Origin of the sequence: Sphingomonas sp. CCH5-D11 (assembly GCF_001557395.1) — a bacterium.
GTDB lineage: Bacteria > Pseudomonadota > Alphaproteobacteria > Sphingomonadales > Sphingomonadaceae > Sphingomonas.
Map to the genome: position 1 here is coordinate 1 of NZ_LSKH01000101.1, position 822 is coordinate 822.

Below are 822 nucleotides of genomic sequence, written 5' to 3' on the forward strand. Positions count from 1 at the left end.
GCCCAACCCGGATTGTCGGGCGAGAAGCCCGCGCCGGTGATTGCTACGAGCCGCCCGCCGTCGGCCAGGCGCGCGAGCGCCGAGGCGATGTGGCGGTAAGCGGCGTCGGCGACGCGGCCATCGACCTCGGCCCCCACCGAGAAGGGCGGGTTCATCAGGACGACGCTCGGCCGGAGGCTTGGCTCCAGATGGTCGTGGATGCGCGCGGCGTCGAACCGCGTGACCGGCGCGTCGTATAGCGATGCGAGGAGGTCGGCGCGGGTGTCGGCGAGTTCGTTGAGCGCAAGCGATGCGCCCGCGACCTCGGCGAAGATGGCGAGCAGGCCGGTGCCGGCCGAGGGCTCCAGCACGACGTCGGCGCGTCCGATCGCGCCTGCGCGCGCCGCGACGAAGGCGAGCGGCAGCGGGGTGGAGAATTGCTGGAGCGCCTGGCTCTCCTCGGAGCGACGCGTGTGGGTCGGCAGCAGCGCGGCGACCTTGGCGATCATCGCGAGCTGCGCGGCCGCGGGCCGCTTCACGATCGCCGGGCCGAAGCGGCGCAGGAACAGGATCTGGGCGACCTCGCAGGCCTCGTAGGCGGACTTCCAATCCCAAGCGCCCTCGGCGTCCGAGCCGCCGCTCGCGCCGGTCATGGCGTCGCGCAACGCGCGCGCGTCGATCGGGACGCCGCGCGCGAGCGGATCGAGCAGCGCCTGGCCGGCGGCGAGGATGACGGATGAGATCGGCGCGACCGGCGCGAGCGAGGGCGCGGCGGCGCGAGTGGTGAGCGGCATGGCGGTGACTTTCGGGAGAGCGGGAACGGACGGCCGCCGCGCCCTCGCT

General features: G+C 74.2%; 1 pseudogene. It reads right to left on the reverse strand.

The features are described from left to right. Positions 1–773 (reverse strand): annotated as a pseudogene (locus tag AX702_RS06775) (class I SAM-dependent methyltransferase); the annotation flags it as partial. Positions 774–822 lie beyond the last annotated feature (49 nt).